The 22,571-nt window shown below is 74.1% G+C and carries 24 protein-coding genes; 10 read left to right on the forward strand and 14 right to left on the reverse strand.

Features of this window, described 5'->3' with window-relative positions:
* Positions 1 to 18 precede the first annotated feature (18 nt).
* From BMY19_RS18000 to BMY19_RS18020, 5 genes are all read left to right on the forward strand, one after another.
* Positions 19 to 261, forward strand: coding sequence for a hypothetical protein (locus BMY19_RS18000; protein ID WP_056533633.1), 243 nt, complete (start codon positions 19 to 21; stop codon positions 259 to 261).
* Between the two features lie 184 nt (positions 262 to 445).
* The gene (locus BMY19_RS18005) at positions 446 to 1,588 is read left to right on the forward strand and encodes an ATP phosphoribosyltransferase regulatory subunit (protein ID WP_056533635.1); all 1,143 of its coding nucleotides are present in this window, start codon (positions 446 to 448) and stop codon (positions 1,586 to 1,588) included.
* On the forward strand, positions 1,585 to 2,577 hold the full coding sequence (gene hisG, locus BMY19_RS18010; protein ID WP_100252488.1) for an ATP phosphoribosyltransferase: 993 nt from the start codon (positions 1,585 to 1,587) through the stop codon (positions 2,575 to 2,577). The genes BMY19_RS18005 and hisG overlap by 4 nt, the downstream gene beginning before the upstream one ends.
* Positions 2,578 to 2,600: 23 nt before the next feature.
* A complete protein-coding gene (locus tag BMY19_RS18015; protein ID WP_100252489.1) occupies positions 2,601 to 3,452 on the forward strand; it encodes a LysR family transcriptional regulator in 852 nt (283 codons plus the stop codon).
* 96 nt (positions 3,453 to 3,548) lie between these two features.
* Positions 3,549 to 4,289, forward strand: a complete 741-nt coding sequence (locus tag BMY19_RS18020; RefSeq protein WP_100252490.1) for a cysteate racemase — start codon at positions 3,549 to 3,551, stop codon at positions 4,287 to 4,289.
* A gap of 10 nt (positions 4,290 to 4,299) precedes the next feature.
* On the opposite strand, the gene BMY19_RS18025 is transcribed toward BMY19_RS18020, so the two are convergent.
* From BMY19_RS18025 to BMY19_RS18035, 3 genes are all read right to left on the reverse strand, one after another.
* A complete protein-coding gene (locus BMY19_RS18025) occupies positions 4,300 to 4,665 on the reverse strand; it encodes a lysozyme inhibitor LprI family protein (RefSeq protein ID WP_244534946.1) in 366 nt (121 codons plus the stop codon).
* A 65-nt stretch (positions 4,666 to 4,730) separates the two neighbouring features.
* Positions 4,731 to 5,162, reverse strand: a complete 432-nt coding sequence (hemJ, locus tag BMY19_RS18030; RefSeq protein ID WP_020094048.1) for a protoporphyrinogen oxidase HemJ — start codon at positions 5,160 to 5,162, stop codon at positions 4,731 to 4,733.
* Between the two features lie 8 nt (positions 5,163 to 5,170).
* Positions 5,171 to 6,361, reverse strand: coding sequence for a uroporphyrinogen decarboxylase (locus BMY19_RS18035; RefSeq protein WP_170862987.1), 1,191 nt, complete (start codon positions 6,359 to 6,361; stop codon positions 5,171 to 5,173).
* 487 nt (positions 6,362 to 6,848) lie between these two features.
* Between BMY19_RS18035 and BMY19_RS18040 the strand changes: the two genes are divergently transcribed.
* Positions 6,849 to 7,679, forward strand: a complete 831-nt coding sequence (locus BMY19_RS18040; RefSeq protein WP_020094046.1) for a pyruvate, water dikinase regulatory protein — start codon at positions 6,849 to 6,851, stop codon at positions 7,677 to 7,679.
* A 113-nt stretch (positions 7,680 to 7,792) separates the two neighbouring features.
* On the opposite strand, the gene BMY19_RS18045 is transcribed toward BMY19_RS18040, so the two are convergent.
* From BMY19_RS18045 to BMY19_RS18085, 9 genes are all read right to left on the reverse strand, one after another.
* The gene (locus BMY19_RS18045; RefSeq protein WP_020094045.1) at positions 7,793 to 8,302 is read right to left on the reverse strand and encodes a hypothetical protein; all 510 of its coding nucleotides are present in this window, start codon (positions 8,300 to 8,302) and stop codon (positions 7,793 to 7,795) included.
* A 179-nt stretch (positions 8,303 to 8,481) separates the two neighbouring features.
* Positions 8,482 to 8,952: an EF-hand domain-containing protein gene (locus BMY19_RS18050; RefSeq protein WP_170862988.1), complete on the reverse strand. Its 471-nt coding sequence runs from the start codon at positions 8,950 to 8,952 to the stop codon at positions 8,482 to 8,484.
* A gap of 101 nt (positions 8,953 to 9,053) precedes the next feature.
* On the reverse strand, positions 9,054 to 10,355 hold the full coding sequence (locus BMY19_RS18055) for a BatD family protein (protein ID WP_100252492.1): 1,302 nt from the start codon (positions 10,353 to 10,355) through the stop codon (positions 9,054 to 9,056).
* Entirely contained in the window at positions 10,349 to 11,269 is a 921-nt protein-coding gene (locus BMY19_RS18060) for a tetratricopeptide repeat protein (protein ID WP_042672380.1), read from the reverse strand. Before BMY19_RS18060 ends, BMY19_RS18055 begins: the two co-directional genes overlap by 7 nt.
* Positions 11,269 to 12,198, reverse strand: a complete 930-nt coding sequence (locus BMY19_RS18065; RefSeq protein ID WP_091680954.1) for a VWA domain-containing protein — start codon at positions 12,196 to 12,198, stop codon at positions 11,269 to 11,271. Before BMY19_RS18065 ends, BMY19_RS18060 begins: the two co-directional genes overlap by 1 nt.
* 100 nt (positions 12,199 to 12,298) lie before the next feature.
* Positions 12,299 to 13,333, reverse strand: a complete 1,035-nt coding sequence (locus BMY19_RS18070; protein ID WP_170862989.1) for a VWA domain-containing protein — start codon at positions 13,331 to 13,333, stop codon at positions 12,299 to 12,301.
* Complete coding sequence (locus tag BMY19_RS18075; RefSeq protein ID WP_100252493.1) at positions 13,330 to 13,821, reverse strand: DUF4381 family protein; 492 nt, start codon at positions 13,819 to 13,821, stop codon at positions 13,330 to 13,332. The genes BMY19_RS18070 and BMY19_RS18075 overlap by 4 nt, the downstream gene beginning before the upstream one ends.
* Before the next feature lie 51 nt (positions 13,822 to 13,872).
* Positions 13,873 to 14,742 carry a DUF58 domain-containing protein gene (locus BMY19_RS18080; RefSeq protein ID WP_170862993.1) on the reverse strand — a complete coding sequence of 290 codons (870 nt, stop codon included), beginning with the start codon at positions 14,740 to 14,742 and terminating at the stop codon, positions 13,873 to 13,875.
* Between the two features lie 146 nt (positions 14,743 to 14,888).
* Positions 14,889 to 15,926, reverse strand: coding sequence for an AAA family ATPase (locus BMY19_RS18085; protein ID WP_020094037.1), 1,038 nt, complete (start codon positions 15,924 to 15,926; stop codon positions 14,889 to 14,891).
* 245 nt (positions 15,927 to 16,171) lie between these two features.
* Between BMY19_RS18085 and BMY19_RS18090 the strand changes: the two genes are divergently transcribed.
* A complete protein-coding gene (locus tag BMY19_RS18090) occupies positions 16,172 to 16,882 on the forward strand; it encodes an MgtC/SapB family protein (RefSeq protein WP_020094035.1) in 711 nt (236 codons plus the stop codon).
* A 60-nt stretch (positions 16,883 to 16,942) separates the two neighbouring features.
* Here BMY19_RS18090 and BMY19_RS18095 read toward each other — a convergent pair whose 3' ends face one another.
* Complete coding sequence (locus BMY19_RS18095) at positions 16,943 to 17,275, reverse strand: hypothetical protein (RefSeq protein ID WP_244526967.1); 333 nt, start codon at positions 17,273 to 17,275, stop codon at positions 16,943 to 16,945.
* 347 nt (positions 17,276 to 17,622) lie between these two features.
* On the opposite strand from BMY19_RS18095, the gene BMY19_RS18100 reads away from it, so the two are divergent.
* The 3 genes from BMY19_RS18100 (at position 17,623) to BMY19_RS18110 (ending at position 20,701) form a co-directional block, all read left to right on the forward strand.
* The gene (locus BMY19_RS18100) at positions 17,623 to 18,483 is read left to right on the forward strand and encodes a C40 family peptidase (RefSeq protein ID WP_100252494.1); all 861 of its coding nucleotides are present in this window, start codon (positions 17,623 to 17,625) and stop codon (positions 18,481 to 18,483) included.
* Between the two features lie 136 nt (positions 18,484 to 18,619).
* On the forward strand, positions 18,620 to 19,621 hold the full coding sequence (ispH, locus tag BMY19_RS18105; RefSeq protein ID WP_091926965.1) for a 4-hydroxy-3-methylbut-2-enyl diphosphate reductase: 1,002 nt from the start codon (positions 18,620 to 18,622) through the stop codon (positions 19,619 to 19,621).
* Between the two features lie 114 nt (positions 19,622 to 19,735).
* A complete protein-coding gene (locus BMY19_RS18110) occupies positions 19,736 to 20,701 on the forward strand; it encodes a homoserine kinase (protein ID WP_020094031.1) in 966 nt (321 codons plus the stop codon).
* Between the two features lie 262 nt (positions 20,702 to 20,963).
* On the opposite strand, the gene zwf is transcribed toward BMY19_RS18110, so the two are convergent.
* Positions 20,964 to 22,490, reverse strand: a complete 1,527-nt coding sequence (gene zwf, locus BMY19_RS18115; protein WP_091680963.1) for a glucose-6-phosphate dehydrogenase — start codon at positions 22,488 to 22,490, stop codon at positions 20,964 to 20,966.
* Between the last annotated feature and the right edge of the window lie 81 nt (positions 22,491 to 22,571).

The following is a 22,571-nucleotide window of genomic DNA, read 5'->3' on the forward strand; positions in this document are numbered from 1 at the left end:
TGCCGAGGAGATGTCGGGATGCGCGCGAAGATCCTCGTCCTGTCCTTCGGCCTGGTCTGCGCCGGCGCGGGACCCGCCTGGGCCGCCCGGCCGGTCCTCGGCCGGCTGCCCAGCGCCGTCGCGCAGGCCACGCCCGGGACCGGCAGCGCGCCGATCCTGAGCGCCGGGATGGCGGGGGCGCCCGCCCTGACCGTGCTCGCCCGCCGCAAGCCGGCCCGGCGCCCGCGCGGCGCGCGCCTCGGCAGCCTCCGGCCGCTCTGATCCGCTCTGAGCCGCTCTGAGCCGGTCCGGTCACTGACGCCGTAGCGGAATCCGGCCGCGGCGCGGGGTCTGCGCAGTCCTGCGCGGCGCGCCGGCCCCACGCTTCCCGGGTGCGTGTCGCCAAGTCCGGTCGCGGTTGCTACAGAGCGGCCGCGAGGTGGATTGCCCCGCGAGGTGGATCGCGATGACACGACCGGAGGCGGGCGAGACGGGGGCGGGGGACGCGGCGCGCGCGCGGCTCTCCGCGCATCTGGCGGCGGCGGGCTACCGGCCGGTGACGCCGCCGGTGCTGCAGCCGCTGGAGCCGTTCCTCGAACTCTCGGGCGAGGATATCCGCCGGCGGATCTTCGTCACCCAGGATGCGGGCGGCGCCGAGCTGTGCCTGCGGCCCGAATTCACCATCCCGGTCTGCCGCCTGCACCGGGCGGAGGCCGACGGGCAGGCGGCCGATTACAGCTATTGCGGCCCGGTCTTCCGGCTCGCCGCCGACGAGCCCGACGAGTTCTTCCAGGCCGGCATCGAGTCGATCGGGCGGACCGACACGCCGGCGGCCGACGCCGAGGTGCTGGGCCTCGCCCTGGAGGGCCTCGCCCTGTTCGGCCGGACCGACCCGGCGGTGCGGCTCGGCGACATGGGCCTGACCGTGGCGCTCCTCGACGGGCTCGCGGTCCCGCCCGCCGCCAAGCGCCGGACGCTCCGGGCGCTGGCCGCCGGGCGCTCGCTGGACGCGGTCACCAACGGCGCAGAGGGCACCCGCCCCGAGGATCCCCACGCGGGGCTGCTGGCGGCGATCCAGGGCCAGGATCCGCGCGGTGTGCGCGCCTTCGTGGAGGACGTGCTGGCGATCGCCGGGATCTCGGCGGTGGGCGGGCGCAGCGCCGGCGAGATCGCCGAGCGCTTCCTCGCCAAGGCCTCCGCGCAGGCCCATGGCGGCGCCGGGCTCAACGCCGAGAACCGCGCGCTCCTCGACCGCTACCGGGCGATCGCCGGCCATCCGGACGCCGCCGCCCGCGACCTGCGGGCGCTCGTCGCCGACGCGGGCCTGCGGCACGACGCCCTCGCGGCCGCCCTCGACCTGTTCGAGGAGCGCACCGGCTTCATCGCGGCCCGCGGCCTGCCGATCGAGCGCTTCCGCTTCCAGGGCGGCTTCGCCCGCAACCTCGACTACTACACCGGCTTCATCTTCGAGGTGACCGAGCGGGACGGCCCGACCCTGGTCGGCGGCGGCCGCTACGACGGCCTGCTCGGCCATCTCGGCAGCCCGGCGCCGTTGCCGGCGGTGGGATGCACCTTCTGGATCGAGCGCGTGGCGGGAGCCGGCCGATGAGTGCCTCGGACGCGGCCGCCATGCCGCTGATCCTCGCCGTCCCGTCCAAGGGCCGCCTGCAGGAGAATGCCAGCGCGTTCTTCGGCCGGGCCGGGCTGAAGCTCGCTCAAGGCGCGGGCGCCCGCGACTACCGGGGCAAGCTCATCGGCGTGCCCGACGTCGAGGTGCGCTACCTCTCGGCCTCCGAGATCGCCGCGCAGCTCGCCTCGGGCGCCGCCCATCTCGGCGTCACCGGCGAGGACCTGATCCGCGAGACCCTGCCGGACGTGCGCGGCCAGGTCGAGCTGCTGACGCCGCTCGGCTTCGGCAACGCCACCGTGGTGGTGGCCGTGCCCCAGGCCTGGATCGACGTGCGCGACATGTCCGACCTCGACGAGGTCGCGGCCGGCATGCGGACCCGCCACGGGCGGCGCCTGCGGGTCGCCACCAAGTACGTGAACCTGACCCGCCGGTTCTTCGCCGAGAAGGGCGTCGCCGATTACCGGATCGTCGAGAGCCTGGGCGCCACCGAGGGGGCGCCGGCGGCGGGCTCGGCCGAGATCGTGGTTGACATCACCACCACGGGGGCGACGCTCTCGGCCAACGCCCTGAAGGTGCTGGACGACGGCATCATCCTGCGCTCGGAGGCGAACCTCGTCGCCTCGCTGAAGGCCCCCTGGGGCGAGGGCCAGCGGGCCGCGCTCCGCACGGTGCTCGGCCGCATCGCCGCCGAGGAGCGCGCCCGGACCACCCGCGAGGTGCGCGCCGCCCTGCCGGAGAGCGGCACGATCGACCTCGCCACGATCGCGGGCCTGCACGAGGCCGAATTGCCCTACGGCGCGCCGCGGGGGCCGGAGGGCGAGATCGTCCTGCGCTGCCGGGAGGCCGCGGTGTTCGAGCTCGCCGGCGCCCTGGTCGAGGCCGGCGCGCGGGCCGTCACGGTGCGGCGGGTCGACTACGCCTTCGCGGCCGAGAACCCGCTGGCGGAGCGGCTCCTGGCGCGGCTCTGAGACCGCCGCGCGATGGAGCCGAGATGGAGCTGAAATGGCTCGAGGACTTCCTGAGCCTCGCGCGCACCGGCAGCTTCTCGCGCTCGGCGGTCGAGCGCCACGTCACCCAGCCGGCCTTCGGCCGCCGCATCCGGGCGCTCGAAGGCTGGCTCGGCGTCGCGCTGGTCGACCGCAGCACCTACCCGACGGCCCTGACGCCGGAGGGCCGGCTGTTCCTGGAGACCGCCGAGGAGACCGTGCGGCGGCTCCACGGCAGCCGCGACGCGCTCCGCGCCCGGATCCGGCCGCCGCCGCGGACCGTGTCGGTGGCGGCGCTCCACACCCTGGCGCTGACCGTCTTCCCGGGCTGGTTCCGCGACGTCGAGGCCCGCACCGGGCCGCTCGGCAGCCGGCTCCTGCCGGACGATTTCCACGCCTGCGTGCAGGCGCTGGCCGAGGGCGGCTACGACCTGCTGCTGACCTACCACCATCCCCTGGTGCCGATCCCCCTCGACCCGGCCGCCTTCCCGCACTTGTCCATCGGCCGGGACAGCCTCGTGCCGGTGCACCGGCCGGGGCCGGCCGCGGACCGGCCCGGGCTCGGCTATCCCCGGGACTCGTTCCTGGGCCGGGTCGCGGCGCTCGCCGGTGACGGGGCGGCGGCCGCCCACGTCAACGAGAACGCCATGGCAGAGGCCCTGAAGTTCATGGTCCTCGCGGGCCACGGCCGCGCGTGGCTGCCCGAGAGCCTCGTCGCCCGCGAGCTCGCCGACGGCAGCCTCGTGGCGGCCGGGCCGGGCACGCCGCTGGAGATCCGGCTCTACCGCAGGGCCGGGCGCGGCGGCGCGGTCGCGGCGGTCTGGGCCGCGGCCGCCGCCCTGGCGGCCGAACTCTAGGAACCGGTGCCGGATCGGCATGGCCGGTGCCGACACGGCATTGGATTCCCGCCCCGCCGCGGCCCATCACGGCGGCCGCGACGGTCGGAGGCGGCGATGCTCGGTGTACTCGGCGGGATGGGCCCGATGGCCACGGTGGATTTCCTGGCCAAGCTCGTGCGGGCGACGCCCGCCGGGCGCGATCAGGACCACATCCCGACCCTGGTCTGCTCGGCCGTCGACATCCCCGACCGCGCCGACGCGATCCTGGGCACCGGCCCGGACCCGCTGCCGGCGCTCCGCGCCGCCCTGGCGCGGCTCGAGGCCGGGGGCGCCACCCGGATCGCGATCCCCTGCAACACCGCCCATCACTGGCACGCGGCGCTGCAGGCCGCGACCGCCCTGCCGATCCTCCACATCGTCGACGCGGTGGCCGAGACCCTGGCCGAGACCCTGGCCGAGACCCTGGCGCGGACCGGGAGCGGCGGCCGGATCGGCCTGCTCGCCACCGACGGCACCCTGCGGTCCGGGCTCTACCCGGAGCGGCTGGCGCGGCACGGGCTCGCGTGCCGCGCGCCCGATGAGGCGGGTCAGGCCGCGGTGACGTCGGCGATCCGGCTGGTGAAGGCGCACCGGGTGGCCGAGGCGACGCCGCTCCTGGAGGCGCAGGTCCGGGCGCTGGCCGAGGCCGGCTGCGACCGGGTGGTGATGGCCTGCACGGAGATCCCGCTCGCGCTCGCCGGGAGCGACCCGTCGGGCCTGCTGGTGGACGCCACCGAGGCGCTGGCGCGCGCCTGCGTGGCGGCGTGCCGGCCGGATTGCCGCGTCGACGCCGCGGCCCTGCCGCGCGCGGCCTGAGCGCGGGACCTCACGGGCCCTGCTTGGCGAACTCCGCCAGGACCCCGCGCAGGACCTTCAGCCGGGCGTCGTAGGCGGCCGTCAGGCAGCCGACATCGCCGCCGCAGGCGCGACGCTCCGTCAGCCACGCCTCCTGATCGTCGCGCAGCTTGGCCTGGCCGCCCATCGGCAGCACGCTCTTCAGGATCTCGAACCGGGTCGCCATCTCGACGTCCCGGTCATTGAGGGGGAGATGGGCGCAGATCGCCTTCTCGTCGGGGGCCTCGGCCCTGTCGCACGGGAAGCTCGCGGCCCGGGCGGGGGACGCGGTGATCGCGCCGGCGACCGTGCCCGCGAGGGCGGCCAGCGCGAGGGCGAGGACGAGAGGCTTCGACATGGCCTCCCAACGGGCCGGCCGCGGAAAGGCTCCGGCCGGGATCACAGGATCGCGGGATCGCGGGATCAGAGGCCCGGCTTGACGATCGCCAGGATGACGATGCCGATCATCAGCAGCGTCGGCACCTCGTTGAGCACCCGGTAGAACTTGTGCCCGCGGGTGTTCCGGTCGGCGGCGAAATCCTTGACCATCCGGGCGAGCCAGCCGTGGATGCCCGACATCGCGAGCACCAGCGCGAACTTCGCCTGCAGCCAGACGCTCGCGTAGAAGCCGCTCATCCAGGCGAGCGCCAACCCGAACACCCAGGTGGCGATCATGGCGGGGTTCATGATCGCCTTGAGCAGGCGGCGCTCCATCACCTTGAAGGTCGCGGACTGCGCCTCCGCGCCGGGCGGCAGGCTCGCGTGGTAGACGAACAGCCGGGGCAGGTAGAGCATCCCGGCCATCCAGGCGATCAGGCTGATGACGTGGAGGGCCTTGATCCAGTCGTACAGCACGCGCGGCCTCAGCCCTGGCCGCGCAGCCGCGCGAGCATCCGCTCGACATGGGCCACCGGCGTCTGCGGCGTGATGCCGTGGCCGAGGTTGAAGATGTGCGGCAGGCCGGCGGTCGCCTCGAGCACCGCGTCCACCGCCGCGTCGAGGGCCGCGCCGCCCGCGATCAGCGTGTCGGGATGCAGGTTGCCCTGCGTGACCGTCGCGGCCGGCACCGTCTGCCGCAGGGCCTTCAGGTCCACGCCCCAGTCGACGCCGACCGCGTCGGCGCCGGTCTCCGGCACCACCCGGGCGTGGCCGTCGAGGCCCGAGCCGCGGGCGAACACGATGATCTTCGCCCCCGGCACCCGGGCGCGGACGCCCGCCACCATGCGGGCGATCGGCCGCAGCGACCAGCGGGTGAGGGCATCGGAGGCAGGTGCGCCCGGCAAGGCGCTCTCGGCGACGTCGCCGACGGGCTCGACCGTGCCGCCCGAGGCCGGAACGGCAGAGGGAACGGCGCGCGGCAGGGTGCCGGCGTGGGACTCAAAGATCTGCACCGCGTCGGCGCCGGCCTCGAGCTGGCGCACGAGGTACTCGGTCTGCACGGCGACGAGGCGGTCGATCAGGGTGTCGACCAGGGCGGTGTCGCCCTCGGCCAGGGCCCGCGCGGGGGCGAGGTCCGGCGTGCCGCGGCCGCCGATCATGTAGCTCGCCACCGTCCAGGGGGCGCCGCAGAAGCCGAGCAGCGTCGTCTCGCCCGGCAATTCGGCCCGCAGCCGCGTCACCGTCTCGAAGACCGGCGCGAGGTGGATCATGATCGCCGGGTCGCCGGCCTCCCGCAAGCGCGCGAACGCGCCCCGACCGTCGAGCGGGTCGAGGCGCGGTCCCTCGCCCTCCACGAAGCGCACGTCCTGGCCGAGCGCGTGGGGGACGACCAGGATGTCGGAGAACAGGATCGCCGCGTCGAAGCCGAAGCGCCGGATCGGCTGGAGCGTCACCTCGACGGCGAAGTCCGGGCTGTAGCAGAGGTCGAGGAACGAGCCGGCCTCGGCCCGGGTCGCCCGGTATTCCGGCAGGTAGCGCCCGGCCTGGCGCATCATCCAGGCGGGGGGCGGCCCGATCGCCTCGCCCTCGAGGACCCGCAGCACCTTGCGCTCGGACGTCGTCCCCGACGTCGTCTGCCTGGGCTCGCGCTCCGTCCCCGTCATGGTTGCTCCCATCCCGTATCCCTCACCCCGCATGCCCGTCGGCGGGCGTCCTGTCGAGTCGAGGCGCGCCGATCCCCACACAGGCCCCTTCGAAAAGATAAGAGAGAATCTTGGAGTCTGTTTTTTCTTCTGGGGGGCCGAATCTCGGGGGCACAAAAGCGTCCACAGGCGGTCCCCGCCGCCGCGCCGTTAACGGGGCTTTAAAGGATTTCCGCCAACTTGCGAGAACCGGATGGTCCGACAGCGCCTTGGCAACGCCGAGTCGTGTACGGGCGCCGGATTCGCGGCCGATTCGTCCAGAGAGCCGGATTCGGCGCGTCCCGATCATCTGCCTGTGAACGGCGGAGTCGACAGCGCGCACCGGGATCGCCCTGGACCGGCCCGGCGGGGCATCCTATCCACACTCATCGACTCCCCTGGCGGCCGGCGGTGGACAACGTGGGCGCCGCGCGAGGCGACCGCACAGTCGGCCGAGAGGTCGACCGCAGAGGCGATCGGAATGGGCCGCAGCTACTTCCACCTCCACCTCGTCTCCGACTCCACCGGCGAGACGCTGATCAATGTCGGGCGCGCGGCCGCCGCCCAGTACGAGGGCGTGTCGGCGATCGAGCACGTCTACCCGCTGGTGCGCTCGGCCGCGCAGCTCGACCGGGTGATCTCGGAGATCCGGGCCGCGCCGGGCCTCGTCCTCTACACGCTGGTGGGGGGCGACCTCGGCGAGCGGCTGGAGGAGGTCGCCCGGGAGACCGGCTCGCCCTGCCTGTCGGTGCTGCGGCCGGTCCACGACCTGCTGCGCGCGTATCTCGGCGCCGAGACCACGGCGCGGCCCGGCGCCCAGCACATGCTGAACGCCGAGTACTTCAAGCGCATCGACGCGATGAACTTCACGCTGGCCCACGACGACGGCAACCTGCCGGACAATCTGGAGGAGGCCGACGTGATCCTGCTCGGCGTCAGCCGGACGTCGAAGACGCCGACCTCGATCTACCTCGCCAATCGCGGGCTCAAGACCACAAACCTGCCGCTGGTGCCGGGCATGCCGCTGCCGCCGGCGATCGAGCGGGCCCGCAAGCCCCTCGTGGTCGGCCTGTTCGCGTCGCCGGAGCGCATCGTGCAGATCCGGCAGAACCGGCTGTCGAGCCTCAACGCCGACGAATCGTCCCTCTACGTCGACCGCTCGGCGGTGGCGGACGAGATCACCATGTCCCGCCGGCTGTTCACCAAGAACCGCTGGCCGACGATCGACGTCACCCGCCGGTCCATCGAGGAGACCGCCGCGGCGATCGTCGACCTCTACCGCGACCACCGGCTGAAGTTCATCGCCGACTGAGGCGGCGCCTCCGAAGGGCCGAGCCCTTCGGCGGGGTCCGGCCGTCCCCCCGAGGACGGGGGCGGGCCGGCGGATGCCGGCGGCGCGCGGATCGGTTCGCGGCGCCGCTGGCGTCAGCGCGCGGAGGCGAAGTGGCTGCGCTGCTCGATCTGGGCCGCGTAGAAGTCCTCGACGACCTCGCGGACCACCTCGGCCAGCTCGTCGCCCCGGTGCTCGTCGAGCTGGATGTCGCTGCCGACCGTCCGGCCGATGGAGCAGCTCGCCGCCCCCGGCACGAGGCGCTCGTTGTAGCGCTGGTTCAGGCCCGAGACCGAGATGTAGTTGCTGCCGCCGAGTTCCGGACCGTACTTGATCTTGATCTTCTGCTCGGACTCGGTGCCGCGCAGCTGCGCGCACAGGCTGATGAAGTTGTCCTGATCGATCTTCGCCTCGAGGCCGGTGATGCTGCCGTGGACGTTGTCCTCCTCGTTGAGGACCTCGGCCATCAGGTTCAGCACGCCCATGACGGGCTGGAGCGCCCGGGACCCGTCCTCGAGCAGCTTCCGCCGGAAGTCGTTGCTGCGCTCGTCGGCCGCCTGCAGCCGCGCGCGAAACCTGTCCTTGACCTCGTTGGCGCGTGCCATCGCGCTCCTCCCTGGTGGTTCACCCGATGCTTTACCGCTCGGATAACCGAAACCTACGAGGCCAATTCAGATGACGCAAGATAGTGCAAAATATTGATGCCTGCTCAGAACGTGAGCCGTTGCACAGGAATAATACTTGCTCATGAACTGTGCAACGGCGGCAGGTCCGGGAGGCGCGCTTACTTCAGGAGCTGCAGCAGGCTGCGCCCCGCTGGGGACTTGAGTTCCCTGGCGTCGAGGGTGCCGTCGTTGTCGGGATCGGCCGCCTTGAAGCGCTGCGCGACCAAGGCGAGGTATTCCTTGCGGTCGAGGGTGCCGTCGGAATCGGTGTCGGCGGCCTTCAGGTCCTTCTTGCTGAGCCGGCCCTTCAGCTCCTTGGCGTCGACGGTGCCGTCCTTGTCGGTCTCGGCGGCGTCGAAGATCTTGCCGGCGGCGGCCTGGGCCTCGGCCAGGTCGATCGTGCCGTCGTGGTCGGTGTCGACCATCTTCAGCGCGCGCTCGGTGCCGGAGGACCGGGCGAGGGCCGCCGACGGCAGCGCGGCCGGCAGAACCAGGAGGGTCACGAGGGCGGTGGCGAGGGCGACGGTCGGGGCGCCCATGGTCGGGCGGCGCGTGGCGGCGCGGGCGGATCGGTGCGGGGTCGCGGGCATGGGGCTCTCCGGTGCCGGTCGGTTCCGGCAGCCCAAATCCCGGTCCCGGCTTGCGTTCCCGCGCCCGCCTTCACGAGATGCGGAGCCGCGCCGCGCCGCGCTCAGCGGACCGGGCCGTCGAGCGGTGCGAGCCGGTCCGCCGCGGGGGCCGCGGCTTCCCCAGGCGCGGCGCGCGACAGGGCCCGGGCCAGGGCCCGGAGATCCGGGACGGGCGCGCCCGCCGCGCCGAAGACCGCCCGGTCGAGGGCCGCGAAGGCGGCCGCGAGGTCGGGCCGCGCACGCCAGGTCCGGGCGAGGTCGGGGGCGTCCCGCTGGGCCGCGTCGAGGGCCGCGCGGAACCCGGCCGGGTCGCCGGCCCGGGCCGCCGCGCGTAAGGAGCGCCGCGCCGCGCCGGAGAGGCGCAGGCGCGGCCGCCCGAGGCCGAAGCCGATCAGCGCGAGGCCCAGCCCGAAGGCGGCGAGCGCCGAGGCGGCGACGACGAGGGGCGAGGGGATCGCGGGGGGCGCCCGCTCGGTCTCGCGGTCGGGCAGGCCGCCGCCGATCTGCCGGGCCGGGATCTCGGTCTCGCGCATCGTGCGGGTGTTGGTGTCGAACCACGGGATCGCGATGGCGTCGAGGGGGATGATCTCCGGCACGCCGGGCTTCACGTCCCACTGGTAGGTGGCCCGCGCCACGGGTCCCGAGGGCGTCAGCAGCGTCTCGCGGGTGACAGGGCCCGCGAAGGTGATGATGCCGCGGGTGCGCATGACCGGCCGGGGCGGCAGGCCTTCGGCGACCATGCCCTGGGCCTCCAGGGTGACGATCCGGCGGGTGGTCTCGCCGACCTTGATGGTCTCCGGGTCCGGGCTCCAGGAATCGGTGATCGCCACGTCCTTGGCGGGCAGCCACCAGGGCTCCTTGGCGTCGGGGCCGCCGGTGGGCTCGGTCCAGGGTGCGACCGGGAAGGGGATCGGCTTCGAGCGGACCTCGACGACCCGCCGCTCGCCGACATCGTTGACGGTGAGCTTGTGGACGAACGGCTCGATGGTGAACTGGCCGGCATGGTGCGGGAAGACCGCTACGGTGCGGTCGAACGCGATGGCGCTCTGGCCGTCGGGGAGCTTGGTCCGGCTCCAGTGGTCGCGGCCGAGCTGCGTCCACGAGAAGTTCGCGAGAGAGGGCTGCACCACCTCCTCGAGCAGGATCGGCTGCTTGTAGACCCCGTGGATCTTCAGCAGCACCATCTCGCGGGGGAAGGGGGCGCTGTTGCCGTTGAGCTCCGCGGTCACCGTCAGCGTGAGGTCGCCCGGCTCGATCTCGGCCCGGGCGGGCAGGGGGGCGAGGAAGGGCGCGAGGAGGATGAGGGCACAGGTCAGGGCGCGGGTCAGGGCGCGCCGCTCGGAAACGCCGAAAACACTTACCACGGGTTGCTCCCGGCGGGGATCGCGGTGCCGGCCTCGACCCGGCGGGTCTGCTCGGCGCGCAGGCGCAGCTTGAGATAGCGGCCGGGATCGTCCGGCAGGGTCTGGAGCCAGAGCCGGTCCGGGCGGATCTCGTGGGCCTCGAAGCTCTTGGTCACCCGGCGGACCTCGCGCTCGGGCGCCTCGGCCACCATGGCTGAGCCGCCGCCGGTCCGGCCGCGGCCGGCGGCGTCGCCGGCCGAGCCCCGGGCCTGGCCCTTGCCGGCGTCGATCGACTGCTGCTCGGCCTTGCCGCGGCGGGCGACCTTGCTGTTGCCGGGCAGCGACGCGCTGGCGTTCGATTCCTTGTTGCCGGCGAGACCCTCGCCGCTGGAGGCGGCGTTGATGTCGTTGTTCTGGTCCTGGTTGGCGGTGTTGTTGTAGCGGGCGCCGTACTGGGCGGTGCCGTTGGCGATGCCGCCGCCGGGCCCGCGGTCGATCACCTCGGCTCGCATCCGGGCGATCAGCGAGCGGTTGGCCTGGGCGTCGGCGTCGCGGGGGTTGAAGCGCAGGGCCTCGTCGTAGGCCGCGAGCGCCCCGTCAAGGTCGCCGGCCCTGGCCAGAGCGTTGCCGAGATTGTAGCTCGCCCGCCGCCCGCCGGCACGGAACAGCGCGACCGCCTCCTCGTAGCGGCCGGCCTCGTAGAGCGCGGCGGCGCGCCAGGCCGGATCGACGAACACGTCCGCGGCGAGGCCCGGCAGGCCGAGACCCATCAGCAGCCGCCCGAAGCCGGTGCGGGGCTGCGAGACCGCGAGCAGCGCCAGGAGGCCGATCCCGGCGAGGGCGAGGCCGGCGATCCGGGCGAGCCGCCGCCAGCGCGGCGGCAGGCCGGCCCGGAGCGGGGCGGCGAGGCCGGTCTCGGGAAGGGTCAGCCGCATCACGCGCTCCTGCGGAACAGCAGCAGCGCCGGCAGCGCCGCCAGCAGCAGCAGCCAGCGCCCGAGATCCGCGTAGGCCAGGACGCCGTAGCCGCCCGCCGCGAGGTGCTGGGCGAGGCCGACCCCGACCGCGTCGAGCACCGGGCCCGGGGTCGCGATGTCGGCGGCCGTGCCGCCGCCGGCCCGGGCGAGGGCGTCGAGGGCGGTCCGGTCGGGCTTCGGCGCGCCGGGCGGCAGCGGCTTGTCGGCCGGGACGTAGAGGGCCTGGAGCCGCCAGCCGTGCTCGGCGATGGCGCGGGCCTCGCGGGTGGCGGCCTCGCCGATGCCGTCGCCGTCGCTGATCAGCACCACGTCGGCCGCCACCACGTTGGCCTCCGCGAGGGTGCGGCGGGCCAGTGCCAGCCCGCGCTCGGGGTGCGAGCCGCGGTCCGGCACCGTGTCGGCGTCGAGGGCGAACAGGGTGGTGCCGAGGCTGTCGCGGTCCGTGGTCGGGGAGGCGGCGAGGTAGGCGTCGCCCGCGTAGACCACGAGGGCGACCGCCTGGGTGCCGGCGGCCTCCGCCACGGCGGCGGCGGCCTGCCGGACGCCCTGGAGGTTGCCGCCCTCGGTGACCGAGCGCGACAGGTCGACGACGAGCACGGTCTCGTCGAGGTTGCGGAAGGTCCGCCCGTCCGCCCGCTCCACCGCGGGGCCGGTCAGCGCCAGGGCGATCAGCCCGGCCGCCAGCGCGGCGGCGAGGTTCGCCTGCCGCCGGCCGCCGAGCACCGCGCCAGCCCGGGCGAGATGGGCCATCAGCGCCGGGTCGACCGCCCGGGCCCAGTCGCCCAGCGGCGCCGAGCGCCACGCGGCGCGAAGGGCCAGCAGGACCACGACCGGGATCGCCAGGAACCACCAGGGGCGCAGGAGGGCGACGGCGTCGAGGGCGCTCATCGGGCGGACCCTCCGACCCGCATTCCCGCCGCCGAGACCGGCGCCGCGCCCCGGCATCGCGGGACGCGGGGGAGGGTCGGGGGCGCGGGGTATCGAACCATCACGCGCCCCTCCGGCTGGCCAGCAGGAGCGCGGCGCTGAGGAAAGCCAGGGCGGCCGGCCAGGGCCAGAGGTCCCGGCGGAGCGGCAGGGGCGGGGCGAGGGCGCGGCCGCCCTCCAGCCGGTCGATGGCGTCGGCGACCCGGACCAGATCCTCGGTGGTGCGCACCCGGAACGCCTCGCCGCCGCTCGCCCGCGCCATGTCGCGCAGGGTCTCGGTGTCGACCACGTCCTGCTCGCCGTCGGCGTCGGCCATGTCGCGGGGCCCCAGGGCGATCGTGTAGACCTTGATGCCGAGTTCCTTGGCGAGCTCCGCCACGTCCTTGGGGGCGGTCTGGCCGGCATTGTTGGCGCCGTCCGACAGCAGGATCACGGCCTTCGCGGCCTTCTCGCCCGGCCTGGCCCCGGCGGCGTCGCCCCCGGCGTCCCGCGGGTCCAGCCGGCGCAGGGCGAGCCCGAGGCCGTCGCCGATCCCGGTGGAGCGGCCGCTGATGCCGATCGTGGCCTCGTCCAGCGCCCGGGCGACCGCCGCGGTGTCGAAGCTCGGCGCCGCCGCCACGTAGGCCTGGTCGGCGAAGATCACGAGGCCGATCCGGTCTCCGGCCCGGCGCCGGATGAAATCGGTGCCGACACGCTTGACCGCGGTCAGCCGGTTCACGGTCTCGCCGTCGAGGGCGAAGTCGCGCCGCTCCATCGAGCCCGACAGGTCCATGGCGATCATGATCTCGCGGCCCGAGGCCGGGAGGGCGGCCGCCGGCATGACGAGGCGCGGGCCCGACAGCGCCGCCACCAGGGTCATCCACAGCGTCCAGGTGAGCAGGGCCCGCCGGCGCCCGCGGGCCGCGCGGTCGGCGCCGGCGCGCGCGCCGGCCACCAGGGTCGCGGGCACGCGCAGGGCGCCGCTGCCCCCCTCCGGCTCCGCCGGGATCAGGCGCGCGGCCAGCAGCGGCAGGGGCAGCGCCAGCAGCGCCCAGGGCGCGGCGAGGTCGAAGGCCGACAGGAGCGCGCTGAGCCACGCGGGCAAGAATCCGCTCATGCCCGCAGCCGCCCGATCAGGCGGGCGAGCTCGGCGTCCAGGGCGTCGAGGTCGGGATCCTGCCGCCGGTACAGCCCGTCGGCGAGCACCCGGCCGGCGCCCCGGGTGAAGAAGTCGGTCCGGAACAGCCCGTCCAGCCGGGCCGCCCAGTCCGGGCCCGTCGCCCGGGTCCCGGTCCCTGCCTCGGCCTCGCCGGACCGGTCGAGAGACCGGTCGAGTCTGCGCAGCAGCCGGGCCTGGGCGACGAGGCGCGCCTCCGGGTCGAGGCCCCGGCTCCGGGCGAGCTCGGCGAGCGCCGCCCGGCGCAGGGTGGCCCGCGCCCGGCCGCGCGCGTAGCGCACGAGCCCGACCAGCAGGGCGGCGAGGAAGCCCAGGGCGGCCGCGGCCACGACCTCGCCCTGCACCGCGCCGGCGGCGCCGCCGGGCAGGTGCAGGCCCCGGAGCTGGTCGAGCGACAGGGGGATCTCGGCGGGCGCGACGGGATTCATCGGGTCCCGCCGCGGATCAGGTCGCCGGGGATCGCGCCGCCGGGTCCGGCCTCACAGCACGGCATCGAGGCGCTCCATGAGCGGCGCGTAGGCCTCCGGGCCGGTCTCGACGTCGAGGCGCACGCCCGCGATGCCGCGGCGGGCGTAGTCGGCGAGCCGGGCCTCGGCGGACGCGTCCGCCTGCCCTCCCGCGGTCGGCAGCGCGGTCCCGCGGCGGCCGTCCGCGAGGGCGAAGGGGTAGTAGCCCGGCGGCCGGGCGCGCTCGAAGGCGTCGCTCACCAGGATCAGCCGGATGGCGATCCGCTCGGCGAGCAGCGTCAGGAGTTCGTCGAAGCCCGGGCCGGGATCGTCCAGGGCGCTGGCGATGACGAGGTGGCCGCCGGCCGGCAGCAGGCTGCGGGCGAGGGCGAGCGTCGCCTCCAGCGGCGGCTCCGCGCGGGCCGGCGCGCCGGATTCGGCCTTCAAGGCGTCGGTGTGGGCCTGGGCGAGGGCGCCGGTGACCGCGATCATGGCGCGCTCGCCGCCCGCCGGCCGCAGCACGGTCGGCGCCCCGGCCGAGGCGACCGCGAGGCCGACCCGGCCGCCGTCGGCGGCGACCCGCCAGCCGAGCAGCGCCAGGGCCTCGGCGGCCGCCACCGAGCGCAGGGCCCGGCGGGTGCCGAACAGCATCCCGGGCCGGAAATCGGCGAGCAGCACCACGGCGCGGTCGCGCTCGTCGTGGTGGGTGCGGACGTGCAGCTGCCCGGTGCGGGCCGTGGCGTTGCGGTCGATGAAGCGGCGGTCGTCGCCCTCGGACCAGAGGCGGACGTCCTCCGGCTCCGACCCGCGCCCGCGGCGCCGGGTGACGATGCCGCCCGGCAGGCCCGCCAGCGTCCGGGTGGCGGGCGCGGAGCCCCGCCGGGCGAGGTGGCGCAGGCCCATCAGGGCCTCGCCCGAGAGGTGGATGCCGTGCTCGGCGCGGTCTCGCCCCGCCTCCCGGGCGGGGAAGGGGCCTCCGGCGGTCGGGCCGACCGCCCCCGCGGCGGGGAGAGGGGATCTGCGCCGCGCCTGCCCGAACCCGAACACCGTCAGAGCGCCCGCACCCGCTGCACCAGCTCGCCGACGAGGCCGCGCGCCGTCCGGCCCTCGGCGGCCGCCCGCCAGGTCAGGCCGATCCGGTGGGAGAGGGCGTCGCGGGCCAGCTCCGCGACGTCCTCGGGCGTGACGTGGTCGCGCCCCCGCAGCCAGGCCCGGGCCTTGCCGGCCATCATCAGCGCCAGGGTGCCGCGGGGGGAGGCCGGGTGCTCGATCATGGCGCGCAGGTCCGGGGCGGCCGCATCGGTGCGGGTCGCCGCCACGAGCCGGACGAGGTAGTCCTTGAGGGCCGGCGACACGTAGGTGGCGAGCGCCGCCTCCCGGGCGGCGCGCACGTCCGCCAGTGACAGCCGCACGGTCATCGCGTCGACGTGGTGGGTGATCTCGCCCTCCACGAGGTCGAGGATCGCCCGCTCGGTGGTCTCGTCGGGCATGTCGACCACGACGTGGAGGAGGAAGCGGTCGAGCTGCGCCTCCGGCAGCGGGAAGGTGCCGGCATGCTCGATCGGGTTCTGGGTCGCCACGACCATGAACGGGTCGGACAGGCGGTGCGTCGTCCCCGAGACCGTCACCTGCCCCTCGGCCATCGATTCGAGCAGCGCCGACTGCACCTTCGGGGGGGCGCGGTTGACCTCGTCCACCAGCACGAGGGCGTGGAACAGCGGCCCGGGCAGGAACTCGAAGGTGCCGCTGTCCTGACGCCAGACGGTGGTGCCGGTGAGGTCGGCCGGCATCAGGTCCGGGGTGCACTGGATGCGCGCGAAGGAACCGTCGAGGCCGTCGGCGAGGCGCTTGACGGCGCGGGTCTTGGCGAGCCCCGGCGCGCCCTCGATCAGTAGGTGCCCTCCGGTGAGGAGCCCGATCAGCAGGCGCTCCACGAGGCCGGCGCTGCCGATCAGGCCGCGCTCCAGCCCCTCACGCAGCGCCATGACGCGGCCGTGCAGGGCGGCGTCGGGCGTGCTGCTGGACCCTTTGTCGGGTGCGGTGTCGGGCCTGCGTTCGGCGAGGGCGCCGCTCGTGGCGCCGCTCATGCGGAGAACGATCCGGTGCGGAGCGGATCCGCCCGTCGGGCCATGTCCCGGGCCTTATCCTGGGCCGTGTGCTGCATCCTGCACGTCTCCTCGGCCGGGTCCCGGATTCTTAAGGGATCCTCAGGCTCTTGCCGGTGTGCCCGCTGCCCGGTGCGGCCGTCAATCCCGCTTCGGACACGCTTTCCGGTCCCGGCCGGGCCATGGTGTCACGGTTCCGTCACCTCTCCGCTCCCATGAGACGCCGGATGACCAGCTACGCCGCCCTCCCCGAAGAACTGAAATCCGCGATCGGCCTGCTCGTGGCCTTCGTGCTGGGCACGATCATCGGGGCCGAGCGGCAGTACCGGCAGCGCACCGCGGGCCTGCGCACGGCGGTGCTGGTCGCGGTCGGGGCGAGCGCCTTCGTGGATCTCGGCATGCGCCTGACCGGTCCGGACGGGGGCGTCCGGACCGTGGCCTACGTGATCTCCGGCATCGGCTTCCTCGGCGCCGGCGTGATCATGAAGGAGGGGATGAACGTCCGCGGCCTCAACACGGCCGCGACCCTGTGGTGCTCGGCCGCGGTCGGGGCCTTCTGCGGCGCCGACCTGCCCCTGGAGGCGGTGTTCGTGATGGTGACGGTGCTCGCCTGCAACACCGCGCTCCGGCCGCTGGTGAACGCCATCAACCGCGCGCCGATCCGCGAATCCGCCACAGAGGCGACCTACGAGGTCCAGGTCACCACGGCGCCCGGCGAGGCCGGGCCGGCCCAGGACATGCTGGTGGAGCGCCTGGAGGCGGCGAACTACCCGGTCGGCAGCGTCGAGATCGAGGAGCGCGGCGAGAGCGCGGTCGACGTGGTGGCGACGCTCACGGCCAGCGCCGTCAAGGCGGAGGAACTCGACGCCGTGACCAACGAGCTGGCCCGCATGCCCGGCATCCGCCACGCCACGTGGTCGGTGCAGACCGCCGACTGAGCGCGGCGCGCGGGCGGGGCGGCGATCCCGAGGGCCGCCCTCCGGCGGTGAGCCGGGGCGTCAGCGACGGGGGTCGAGGGGCCGGCTGCGGCGCTCGATCACCACGGTCGGGCGCGTGCGGCGCTCCACCACCACGGTGCGCGGGGCCCGGCTCGGGCTCGCCTGGGTCAGGATCCGCTCGGGCATGCGCTCCGGCTTGGCCTTCTTGGCCGCCAGGACGTGGGGGCGGACCTCGTCGGCCGGCAGGCCCATCAGGCCGGCGGCGATCTCGACCTGCTGCTCCACGTCGTCCGCGAGGTCCTGCGCGGCGGCGACCGCCTCGCTCACGGTGGGCGGCTCGCGGCGGACGCGGATCGGTGGCAGGTCGGCGAAGCTCTTCTGCGTCTTCTTCACGGGGCGACTCGCGGTCTTCATGCACCAGACATAGCGCCTTCCGGGCAGGTTGTGCAGTGCATCAAAAACGTGTGATGGGCGCCTCCCGCACATGTCTCGCCGGCGGGTGACGCGGAGGTGACGCGCGGATGATGCGCAGGTGACCCGGATGTGATGCCAGCTGCCGCGCGCTTGGGCAGCCCCGGACCGCTTCGGGCACCCGGTGCCCGATCTGCCGGACTTTCGGGCGACCCCGCGGGCCAGTGCCGGCTGCTCCGGTCCGGAGACGCGCCTCCGTGCGTCATAGTGGCGCGGTCCGGCGGGCCCGCGCTTACCCGCGCTTCAACTCAGCATGGTAGGGTCCGCGGATGACCGAGAGCCTCGATCCCCGGCTGACCCCGGCCCGGCCGCACGTCGCCGATCTCCGCCTGCGGGACCGCGTCGCGGCGGCGCGCTACGTTGCCGGCACGCCGCGGCGGGTGACATCGCCGTCGGCGCCGCTGCGCCGCGCACCCGCCGCCGATGCGGGGCTCGACACCGAGGCGCTGCTCGGCGACGCGGTCGATCTCTACGACACGGCGGACGGCTTCGCCTTCGTGCAGCTCGCCCGCGACGGCTACGTCGGCTACCTGCCGGCCGAAAGCCTCGGTCCGGCCGATCCGGAGCCGACGCACCGCGTCACCGCCCTGCGCACCTTCCTGTATCCCGAGCCGGACCTGAAGCGGCCGGTCCTCGGCCATCTCAGCCTCGGCGCACGCCTCGCCGCGACGGGGGAGGCGGGCGCCTACCTGGAGACGCCGGGCGGCTACGTGTTCGCCCGCCACTGCGCGCCCGTCGACGCGCGCGAGCCGGACTACGCCGCGACGGCCGCGCGGCTCGCCGGGACCCCCTATCTCTGGGGCGGCCGCACCAGCCTCGGGCTCGACTGCTCCGGCCTCGTGCAGCTCTGCCTCGACGCGGCGGGGCTGCCCTGCCCGCGCGACGCCGACATGCAGGAGCGGGCCCTCGGGCAGGCGCTGACGTTCGACCCCGCGCGCCCGGAGGTCGCGGGCCTGCGCCGGGGCGACTTCGTCTTCTGGCGCGGCCATGTCGGGCTGATGGTCGATCCCGAGACGCTGATCCACGCCAACGGCCACCACATGGCGGTCGCCGCGGAGCCGCTCGCCGGGGCGGTCGGCCGCATCGCGGCGCACAGCTTCGGCGCCGTGACGGGGATCCGGCGGCTCTGAGGGAGCCGGCGCGGGTCCCATTCCCGCGGCAATCGTGCTACAGAGGGGCCACGGAGCGGTTCCGCTTCCCTCTTCCCGCCCGGTTCCTGGGCCAGTCCTGTTGACAGGACAGCCCCGCCCTCGCCACATCCCCCGCATGACCGCCGATATCGCGACCCCCGAGCCCGTCCCGGGCACCGCCGGCAAGCCGCCGCTGGAGATCCTGCTCTGCGCCCCGCGCGGCTTCTGCGCCGGCGTGGTGCGGGCCATCGACGTCGTGGAGCGGGCGCTCGCCATCTACGGGCCGCCCGTCTACGTCCGCCACGAGATCGTGCACAACAAGTACGTCGTGGAGAGCCTGAAGCGGAAGGGCGCCGTTTTCGTCCGCGAGCTCGACGAGGTGCCGGACGGCGGCGCCCCGGTGATCTTCTCCGCCCACGGCGTGGCCAAGACCGTCCCGGCCAACGCTGATTCGCGCGGGCTGACGACGATCGACGCCACCTGCCCGCTGGTGACCAAGGTCCACCGCGAGGCCGAGATCCACCACAAGCGCGGCCGCCACGTCCTGCTGGTCGGCCATTCCGGCCATCCCGAGGTGGTGGGCACGATGGGCCAGCTGCCCAAGGGCTCGATCACCCTGGTGGAGGATCTCGAGCAGATCGCGGCCCTGACCCCGGACAATCCCGACAACCTCGCCTGGGTCACCCAGACGACCCTGTCGGTCGACGACACCCGGCACATCGTCGACGCCCTGAAGAAGAAGTTCCCGAACATCACCGGGCCGCACAAGGACGACATCTGCTACGCCACCACCAACCGCCAGGAGGCGGTGAAGCAGGTGGCGCCGCTGGTCGATGCCCTGATCGTGGTCGGCTCGTCGAACTCGTCGAACTCGCAGCGCCTGCGCGAGGTCGCCGAGCGCGTCGGCTGCCCGATCACCCGCCTCGTGCTCCGCGCCGAGGAGATCGACTGGCCGGCCTTCGAGGGCATCCGCAAGCTCGGCCTCACGGCCGGCGCCTCGGCCCCCGAGGTCCTGGTCGAGGAGATCATCGACGCCTTCGCGGCCCGCTACGACGTGATGGTCGACACGGTCTCGACCGTGATCGAGGACATGGTCTTCCCGCTGCCGCGGGAGCTGCGCAGCGAGGCCGCCGAGTAGGCGGTCCGGTCCGACAGCGCCGACGCCCCGGGCTCGGGGCGCGCGGCAGGCTTTATGCGGGGGCGCTTCGGCGCCCCTTGCCGTATCGAACTTCCGACATCAGAGCGCAGACACGTGGCCGTCTACACCGAGGTATCCGACGCGGCGCTCGCCGAGTTCCTGTCCGCCTACGCGATCGGCAGCCTGCTCTCCTTCAAGGGCATCGCGGAGGGCGTCGAGAACTCGAACTTCTTCCTGCACACGACCGAGGGCGCCTACATCCTGACGCTCTACGAGAAGCGCGTCCGGGAACAGGACCTGCCGTTCTTCATCGGGCTGATGGAGCACCTCTCGGCCCGCGGCCTCGCCTGCCCGCAGCCCGTGCGCGACCGGGCTGGCCAGGCCCTCGGCCAGCTCTGCGGCCGGCCCGCCGCCATCGTGAGCTTCCTGGAGGGGGTCTCGGTCAAGGCGCCGGGCGTCGAGCATTGCCGGGAACTCGGCCGGGCCCTCGCGGAGCTGCACGCCGCCGGCCGGGACTTCCCGATGGTGCGGGACAACAATCTCTCGGTGTCCGCGTGGCGCCCGCTCTTCGCGCAGGCCGAGGCCCAGGCCGATTCGGTCGAGCCCGGCCTCGCGGCGCGCACCCGGTCGGACCTCGCCGTCCTGGAGGCGCACTGGCCCCGGGACCTGCCGGGCGGCGTGATCCACGCGGACCTGTTCACCGACAACGTCTTCTTCATCGGCGACGCGCTGTCGGGCCTGATCGACTTCTACTTCGCCTGCACGGACGCCTTCGCGTACGACCTCGCGGTCTGCCTGAACGCGTGGTGCTTCGACCCCGACGGCACCTTCCACCGCGACATGGCCGCCGCGCTGATCGCCGGCTACGAGGCCGTGCGGCCCCTGGAGGCCGCCGAGGTCGCGGCCCTGCCGATCCTGTGCCGGGGCGCCGCGCTCCGCTTCATGCTCACCCGGCTGGTCGACTGGCTGAACGTGCCCCCGGGCGCCCTGGTGAAGCCGAAGGACCCGCGGGAATTCGATCGCCGGCTCACCTTTCACCGCCAGGCGCGGGACGCCCGCGATTACGGCCGGGCGGGCTGAGACGCGGATGAGCCGGCGACCCGCTGGACAACCGGGTCGATCCATCCGCCACGACCGGTTTGACAGGGCCGAACCCCGTCACCGGGAGCGCAGCGACGTGACCCAAGGTAGCGCGACGCTCGTCGCCGTGGCGCTACCCTGGATCGCTTCTCTGCACGCGCACTGACGGCTGGGGCGCAGGGGGCGGCAGGCGGCCGCACCGCTTCGGGAAGGGGAGGCGCGAAACCGCCGACCCTCGCGTTCGAACGAATCGTCGGGCCGCTCAGTCGGTCTCGCCGTCCAGACCCAGCCAGTGGCGGCCGTCGCGGGCGAGCAGCGCGTCGGCCTCCGTCGGGCCGGCGCTGCCCGCGGGGTAGAAGTTCACCTCCGCCTGCGGCCAGCCCTTGAGCAGGGGATCGACCGCGGCCCAGCCGGCCTCGATGTTGTCGGCGCGCTGGAACAGCGTCGCGTCGCCGGTCATGCAATCGTAGAGCAGCGTCTCGTAGCCGACATTCGGCCGGTCGGCGAAGAAGTCCTTGTAGCGGAAGCCGGAGCGCACCCGGCCGATCTTCATCTGCGGCCCCGGCACCTTGACGTTGAACTCGGTGCTCACCCCGTGATCGGGATCGATCTGGATCCGCATCACGGTGGGCGCGAGGTCGGCCGTGGGCGTGTCCTCGAACATCTTGAACGGCGCCGGCTTGAACAGCACGGCGATCTCGGTGCGTCGCCCGGTCATGCGCTTGCCGGTGCGGACGTAGAACGGCACCCCGGCCCAGCGCCAGTTCTCGATGTTGAGCTTCAACGCGATGTAGGTCTCGGTGACCGAGTCCTTCGCCACGTGCGGCTCGTCCCGGTAGGCGGGCACGTCGCGCCCCTCCGAGGTGCCGGCCGTGTACTGGCCGCGCACCGCGTCCTCGGGCGGGATCGGTTTCACGGCCTCGGCGAGCTTGGCCTTCTCGGTGCGCACGGCCTCCGCGTCGAAGGAGTTCGGCGGCTCCATGGCGACCATGCAGAGCAGCTGGAACATGTGGTTCGGCACCATGTCGCGCAGCGCCCCGGTCGGCTCGTAGAAGCCGCCCCGCTCCTCGACGCCCACGGTCTCGGCCGCCGTGATCTGGATGCTGTCGATGTATTCCCGCCGCCAGACCGGCTCCAGCAGGCCGTTGGCGAAGCGGAACGCCATGATCGACTGCACGGTCTCCTTACCCAGGAAGTGGTCGATCCGGTAGAACTGGCTCTCGTCGCCCTGGCGGAGGATGCGGGCGTTCAGCTCCCGGGCCGAGGCGAGATCGGAGCCGAACGGCTTCTCGATGACCACGCGCCGGAAGGTGTCGCCCTCCTGCTTGAGCAGGCCGGCCTGGCCGAGCCCGTCCACGATCGTCCCGAAGAAGCGCGCCGCCACCGCGCAGTAGAACACCGCGCTGCCGGTGACCCGCTGCTTCACGGCCGCGTAGGTCTCGGGCTTCTCGAAATCGCCCTTGAGGTAGTGGAGCCGGTCCCGGATGAAGCCCCAGCTCTTCGGGTCGATGTGGTCGGCGTGGAACTCCGAGGTCGGGTCCTTGCTGAACGCCTCCAGGGTCTGGGTGAGATTCTCGCGGAGCGATTCGTCCGTCCCGTCATTGTGATCGATGCCGAGGATCGAGAAGCCCTCGGACAGCAGGCCGGCGCCGGCGAGGTTGTAGAGCGAGGGCATCAGCAGGCGCTTGGTGAGGTCGCCGCCGGCCCCGAAGATCACCAGCGTGCAGGGCGGTGCCGGCTGCGTGCCGCAGGCTGCCGTGTCCTTGAGGGCTGTCGTCGGCTCGGCCATCCCTGACTCCCGTGTGGCTGCACTGCACCAAACCGGCCTGACAACCCGCCGCGGCGAGGCCCGTTCCGGTACCCGCTGGGC

Origin of the sequence: Methylobacterium sp. UNC300MFChir4.1, assembly GCF_900110155.1 — a bacterium.
Classification (GTDB): Bacteria; Pseudomonadota; Alphaproteobacteria; order Rhizobiales; family Beijerinckiaceae; genus Methylobacterium.